The 7,128-nt window shown below is 35.0% G+C and carries 6 protein-coding genes (1 of these 6 running past the window's edge); all 6 read right to left on the bottom strand.

Translation table 11 applies throughout. The features are described 5' to 3' along the window. Window positions 1-1,820 carry the 5' portion of a DNA gyrase subunit A gene (gene gyrA / locus HUW50_RS09225; RefSeq protein WP_185653859.1) on the bottom strand. The gene continues 712 nt to the left of window position 1, outside the view, so 1,820 of the gene's 2,532 nt are visible here — the first part of the coding sequence; its start codon is at window positions 1,818-1,820; its stop codon lies beyond the left edge, outside the window. Between the two features lie 295 nt (window positions 1,821-2,115). Then, window positions 2,116-4,038, bottom strand: coding sequence for a DNA topoisomerase (ATP-hydrolyzing) subunit B (gene gyrB / locus HUW50_RS09220; protein WP_066338868.1), 1,923 nt, complete (start codon window positions 4,036-4,038; stop codon window positions 2,116-2,118). Window positions 4,039-4,097: 59 nt separating this feature from the next. Next, window positions 4,098-4,346: an extracellular matrix regulator RemB gene (remB, locus tag HUW50_RS09215; RefSeq protein ID WP_066338865.1), complete on the bottom strand. Its 249-nt coding sequence runs from the start codon at window positions 4,344-4,346 to the stop codon at window positions 4,098-4,100. A gap of 10 nt (window positions 4,347-4,356) precedes the next feature. Continuing rightward, the gene (gene recF, locus HUW50_RS09210; protein ID WP_066338795.1) at window positions 4,357-5,475 is read right to left on the bottom strand and encodes a DNA replication/repair protein RecF; all 1,119 of its coding nucleotides are present in this window, start codon (window positions 5,473-5,475) and stop codon (window positions 4,357-4,359) included. A 16-nt stretch (window positions 5,476-5,491) separates the two neighbouring features. Further along, on the bottom strand, window positions 5,492-5,707 hold the full coding sequence (yaaA, locus tag HUW50_RS09205) for a S4 domain-containing protein YaaA (protein ID WP_066338792.1): 216 nt from the start codon (window positions 5,705-5,707) through the stop codon (window positions 5,492-5,494). A gap of 226 nt (window positions 5,708-5,933) precedes the next feature. Further along, complete coding sequence (gene dnaN / locus HUW50_RS09200) at window positions 5,934-7,070, bottom strand: DNA polymerase III subunit beta (protein ID WP_066338790.1); 1,137 nt, start codon at window positions 7,068-7,070, stop codon at window positions 5,934-5,936. Between the last annotated feature and the right edge of the window lie 58 nt (window positions 7,071-7,128).

Raw genomic sequence — 7,128 nt, 5'->3', positions numbered from 1 at the left:
AACTCAGATACAGGTATTATTGCATTTACCCATTCACCTTTTTCAACACTTAAAAGGTTAATAATTGGGAGACCTTTAGCTGTCCTGCTATATTCAGGAATTTCATAGCCCTTTGCTCGATAAACCTTTCCTTTATTTGTAAAGAAAAGAATAGTATCGTGGGTTGAAGTCGTAAGGAGCTGTGCAACGAAGTCGTCTTCATTCGTTCCCATTCCTTGAATACCTCTTCCACCGCGTTTTTGACTACGGTATGTTGATACTGGAAGACGTTTAATATATCCATTATGTGTTAACGTAATGACGATATTCTCAACAGGTATTAAATCTTCATCCTCTATATTTTCAATTCCACCTGCTAATATTTCAGTACGACGCTCATCATTGAATCGTTCCTTAATTTCAGTAAGCTCTTCTCTGATAATCATAAGTACTTTTTCTTCATCAGCCAGAATTGCTTTTAATTCTCCAATTAACTTTACTAGTGACTGATATTCTTCTTCAATTTTTTCTCTCTCTAAGCCTGTTAATCTTTGAAGCCTCATATCTAAAATTGCTTGTGCTTGCTTCTCACTTAGTGAAAATTGCTCCATTAATCCATTTCGAGCGATTTCCGTTGTTTGTGAACTACGGATGAGTGCAATAACTGCATCTAAATGATCCAGTGCAATTCGTAATCCTTCAAGAATATGAGCACGAGCTTCAGCTTTTCTTAATTCAAAAGCTGTTCTACGCTTAATTACAACTTTTTGATGTTCTAAGTAATAATAAAGCATTTGCTTAACATTAAGAACCTTTGGATGACCATCAACTAGCGATAACATATTAATACCAAAACTAGTCTGTAAAGCTGTCTGCTTGAAAAGGTTGTTTAAAAGGACGTTTGCATTTGCATCCTTCCTTACCTCGATAACAACTCGCATACCATTACGGTCTGATTCATCACGCAAATCTGTTATACCATCAATTTTTTTATCTCGAACAAGCTCTGCTATTTTTTCAACAAGTTTTGCCTTGTTAACTTGATATGGTAATTCCTTAACAATGATTACTTGTTTGCCTGATGGTTTTTCTTCGATCTCAACCTTAGCTCTAATCGTGATTGATCCACGACCAGTTTCATACGCTTTTCGTATCCCGCTTCTTCCAATAATTTGTCCACCTGTTGGAAAATCAGGGCCTGGAATAATCTCCATTAATTCAGGGATTGATATATCTGGTTCCTTACTAAGTGCAAGAACACCATCAATAACTTCACCCAATTGGTGTGGTGGAATATTTGTTGCCATACCTACAGCGATTCCAGTCGCACCGTTAACAAGTAAGTTCGGAAATCGAGCTGGAAGTACAATCGGTTCTCTTTCTGAGCCATCATAGTTATCCTGGTAATCAATCGTGTCTTTGTTTATATCACGAATTAATTCCATTGAAATTTTAGACATACGGGCCTCAGTGTATCGCATTGCTGCTGCTGAGTCTCCATCAACAGAACCAAAGTTACCATGTCCATCAACTAACATGTAACGGAAATTGAAATCTTGAGCCATACGTACCATTGTCTCATAAACAGCTGAATCACCATGTGGATGATACTTACCAATTACTTCACCAACGATACGTGCTGATTTTTTAAATGGTTTATCTGACGTCATACCTAAATCATTCATTGCATAGAGAATACGACGATGAACAGGCTTTAACCCATCTCGAACATCTGGTAAAGCACGTGAAACAATAACACTCATCGCATAGCCTAAAAAGGACTCACGCATTTCGGTACTAATATTTCTATCTATGACGTGTGAGTTTTGATTTTCTGACATACTAAGATAACCTCCCTTAGTTCTATTCGCATTTTAAATTGGGAGAGCCAAATAAATGTATAAAACGTATTAATAATTACTACCCAATTAAGATAAATCCATCTAATAGTCTACTCTCCATTATATCAATGTTAGAGAGAGATTACACATCAATTTCCTAGAATAATAATAGTTAGTAGGATTTACTTAAAATATTTAGAACTCCAATTATTATTTGATCGTAAATGATCACATAGTGGGGATGGTAATGTGATTATCAAAAAACACCTCACCGTATAATGAGGTGCTTCTTAAATTAAATATCTAGATTTTTAACATATTGTGCATTTTCTTCAATAAAGTTTCTGCGAGGTTCTACCTTATCACCCATTAATGTATCAAATGTTTCATCAGCATCAATAGCATCTTCTAAAGTGACTTGGAGTAATGTACGTGTTCCTGGATCCATTGTTGTTTCCCATAACTGTCCAGGATTCATCTCTCCTAAACCTTTATAGCGCTGAATACCAGGTTTAGGCTGCTGTGGCATATCTGCAAGATACTCATCAAGCTGACGATCATTATATGCATACTCAATTCGCTTACCTTGCTGAATCTTGTATAGTGGCGGTTGAGCAATATAGATAAAACCTTGTTCAATAATTTGGCGCATATAACGATAAAAGAAGGTAAGTAATAGTGTACGAATATGCGCACCATCTACATCGGCATCAGTCATGATGACAACTTTATGATAGCGTGCTTTCGTTATATCAAAATCCTCACCAATTCCAGTACCTAGTGCAGTAATAATCGCTCTAATTTCATTGTTGGAGAGAATTTTATCGAGTCGAGCCTTTTCGACATTAATAATTTTCCCCCTTAATGGGAGGATCGCTTGGAAATGTCTATCTCTACCTTGTTTTGCAGAACCTCCGGCTGAATCTCCCTCAACGACGTATATTTCACTAATTGTCGGATCCTTTGAAGAACAATCTGCTAGCTTCCCTGGTAGATTTGAAATTTCCAGTGCACTTTTTCTTCGTGTTAATTCACGTGCCTTTTTAGCGGCAAGACGGGCTCTAGCTGCCATTAAACCTTTTTCAACAATTTTTCTAGCTGTAGAAGGGTTTTCTAGTAAAAACTTATCAAATGCCTCTGAAAATACAGAATCTGTAACGGTTCTAACTTCTGAATTTCCTAGCTTTGTTTTTGTTTGCCCTTCAAATTGAGGATCAGGGTGTTTTATAGAGATAATTGCTGTAATTCCTTCACGAACATCTTCACCAGAAAGATTATCATCATTTTCCTTGAAGATCTTATTCTTTCTAGCATAATCATTAATAACACGAGTTAAAGCAGTTTTAAATCCTGCTTCATGTGTTCCGCCCTCATAGGTGTGAATATTATTAGCAAAAGAATATATATTACTTGTATAGCTATCATTATATTGAATAGCAACCTCAGTTGTAATCCCGTCCTTTTCACCTTCAATATACACAGGCTCATCATGGATTACTTCACGGGTACGGTTTAAATGCTCGACGTAGGATTTAATTCCACCTTCATAGTAATATTCATTTTGACGTTTACTTTCACGTTTGTCTTCAATTGTTATTTTTAATCCACGATTTAGGAATGCTAACTCTCTTATACGATTTGCAAGAATTTCATACTCATATTCTGTTGTTTCAGTAAAAATTTCTGGATCTGGTTTAAAATGAGTAATTGTACCGGTAACATCAGATTCACCAATTACTTTTAAATCCGCTGCAGGAACACCCTTTTCAAATTTTTGAAAATGGACCTTTCCTTCACGATGTACGGTAACATTTAATTCAGTTGAAAGAGCATTAACTACGGATGCACCAACGCCATGAAGCCCACCAGACACCTTGTAGCCTCCACCACCGAATTTTCCTCCGGCATGTAAAACCGTCATAATGACTTCAACAGCTGGACGCCCCATTTTCTCATGAATACCTACTGGAATTCCACGTCCATTATCCTTAACAGTTATACTATTATCTTCTTCAATGATTACATTAATTTCATTACAAAACCCTGCTAACGCTTCATCTATACTATTATCAACAATTTCCCATACAAGATGATGGAGCCCTTTTGAACTAGTAGATCCGATATACATACCAGGGCGTTTTCGTACCGCTTCTAAACCCTCTAATACTTGAATCTGATTTTCATCGTATGTTTGCTGTTGAACTTTATTTTCTTCCATCGTCACACTGATTCACCTACACTTTTCCTAAAGCAGTCTTTTACCATGAAAACTTTTAGTTAATTATCTATATCAAAAGCAACTTGTGCTCGTTTTTTTAACGTGTTTGACGACAACGGGGAAAAATAGATCTTATCCATCGTTACAATCACTGATTTCGCTTCACCATTTGTAAGTTGAACAATTTTACTCTCCTGTTTATTAAAAAACTCAGAAACAATTGTTGAAGCTTGTGAAGATTGGCGATCTAATATCATGACAACCTCTTTGGAAGGGACAACAAAATTGTCACCTAGATGAATATACAAGTTAATCACCTCATTTATCGTCTGAAAGCTTTCCTGTTTTGACATGGAACGTAGCTGCCTCTTTTAACGTTTGATGGTCAATCCCTTCGACACTAGTAGTCGTGACAAAGGTTTGTACCTTCCCTTGGATCGTATTCAATAAGTGAGATTGCCTAAAGTCATCTAACTCAGATAATACGTCATCAAGTAAAAGGATTGGATATTCTCCAATCTCACTGTGGATCAAATCTATTTCAGCTAACTTCAACGATAGAGCAGTGGTTCTTTGTTGACCTTGTGAACCATATGTTTGGACATCATAATCATTAACATAAAAAACTAGGTCATCTCTGTGAGGTCCAGCTAACGTAGCACCTCGTTCGATTTCCTTCTCTCTTATTTTAGCAAATTTTTGTTCATATGCTTCTATCATTTTCGTCAAATCATTGTCTTCTGATACGTCAATAGACGGTTTATATTTAATAACTAACGTTTCTAATCCTCTACTAATTCCCGAATGAATAGGTTGTGCCCATTTTTGTAGTTCAGAAATAAACTGTAATCGTTTATAAATAATCTTCGCTGCGACTTCACTAAGTTGAGCTGTTAATACATCCAGCATCGTTTGATCTGTTTGCTTCCGCATCTGCAACAACTTTAGATAATGATTGCGTTGCTGCATAATCTTTTGATAACGGCTTAAATCATGAAGATAAATGGGAGACACTTGACCAATTTCCATATCTATAAATCTTCTTCTTACCCCAGGGCTACCTTTTACTAAATTTAAATCCTCAGGTGCAAACATAATGACATTCATTGCCCCAATATATTGACTCAACTTTCCTTGTTCAAGATGATTCAATTTAGCCTTTTTACCCTTTTTTGAAATAACTAATTGGAGAGCAGTGGATCGATTATACTTTTCAACACTACCCTCTATTTTAGCATATTCTTCGTCCCAACGAATTAATTCTTTATCATTTGATGTTCGATGTGATTTCGCCATGGCAAGTACAAAGATTGATTCCATTACATTTGTTTTCCCTTGTGCATTTTCACCAAGGATAACATTGACTTTATTTTCAAACTGGATCGTCAAGTCTTCATAATTACGGTAATTTTTTAAATTAAGCTCTTTTATATACAAATTTTGTACACCAACTTTAATTTTTCACGATATATGTGCCAAAATCAGGAATATAAACCATATCACCATTTCTTAGTTTTTTCCCTCGACGGTTTTCCGGTTCATTATTTACAAAGATTTCATACTCCCCTAAAAACCATTTTGCCATTCCGCCTGATTGTATCACTTCTGCTAGTTTTAAAAATTGTCCTAGTGTAATAAACTCTGATTCAATCTTAACTGGTTTTGCCATAGTGAACCACCTTTCTTCAGTAGTCTCTAACTTTATATTTTACTAAAAACCTAACTAAAAATACAACTATCCCAGGACTTTGATCTCCATGTCCATTCCACACGCACAAAATATTATACATTTTTAATAAGTTTAGTTCTAAATACCCATACAACTTTCAGGCCTTCTAAAACAGAAAAGAGGCTGACATAAGTCAGTCCTCTTAAATCCATATTAATTAATTAGTTTAATACGTTCTAACAGGTAAAATGAGTTGCAACATAGAATCATCCTGTGTTGTTCGTATAACAAAAGGTCTCATTGCACCTGTAAAATTGATAATAATTTCAGTTCCTTCAAGGGCCTTTAATGCGTCCATAACATATTTAGCGCTAAAGGATATCTTTAATTCCTCACCTTGAATTTCTGATGATTGAATTTCCTCACTAACTTTACCGATTTCTGGTGAGTTAGATGAAATTTCAACCATTCCATCTGTAATTGTAGAAAGCTTAACAACATTATTTCTAGCTTCTTTTGCTAGTAATGATGCACGATCAATTGCTTGTAAAAATTCCTTCGAATTAATTGTCATATTTGTTTTGCTTTCTGAAGGAATTAAGCGTGATGTATCTGGATAATTTCCGTCTAACAAACGTGAGAAAAATAATAGATTTTTCGCTTTGAATAACACTTGATTTTCTGTAATAACAATTTCGATTAAATCACTTGTGTCATCTAAGATCTTACTAAGTTCGCTTAAGCTTTTCCCTGGAATAACAACATTATATAAATTCTGACTTTCTGTATTAATTGCAGCTTTTCTTAAAGCTAAACGATGACTATCTGTTGCGATACATATTAGCTCACTGTTTTCCAATTTCCAATTAACACCTGTTAAAATTGGTCTAGTTTCTGATGTTGATACAGCAAATACTGTTTGGCGGATCATTGCCTTTAACAAATCAGTAGGAATCTTGAACATATTTTCTTCTTCAATTTGTGGTAAATGAGGATATTCTTCAGCATCTAATCCGTTTAAGCTAAATTCTGCTTTTCCTGATCGAATAATTGTTGAGTGTTGGTTACCTACTTCAATTTCGACAATATCCTTTGGTAACTTCTTAACAATTTCACTAAAGAATCTAGCTTGTAAAACAACACTACCACTTTGTTGGATTTCTACAATTTCATTTCCATCTTCCTCAACAGGAATAAAAGATTCTATTGATATATCTGAGTCACTACCTGTTAAAGTAACTCCCTCTGAATTAGCAACAATTTTTATACCAGTCAAAATAGGAATTGTTGTCCTTGATGATACTGCCTTCATTACGTCTTGAACACTTTGGACTAATTTATCACGTTGAATAATGAATTTCATGAAAGAATTCCTCCTTTTTTAGAAATTAGGTTATATATTTATTTTTTAAAAATATAGT

Source organism: Metabacillus sp. KUDC1714, assembly GCF_014217835.1.
Lineage (GTDB): Bacteria > Bacillota > Bacilli > Bacillales > Bacillaceae > Metabacillus > Metabacillus rhizosphaerae.
Note: the sequence above shows the minus strand (reverse complement) of the source record. Positions and strands in the feature narration are given on the sequence as shown.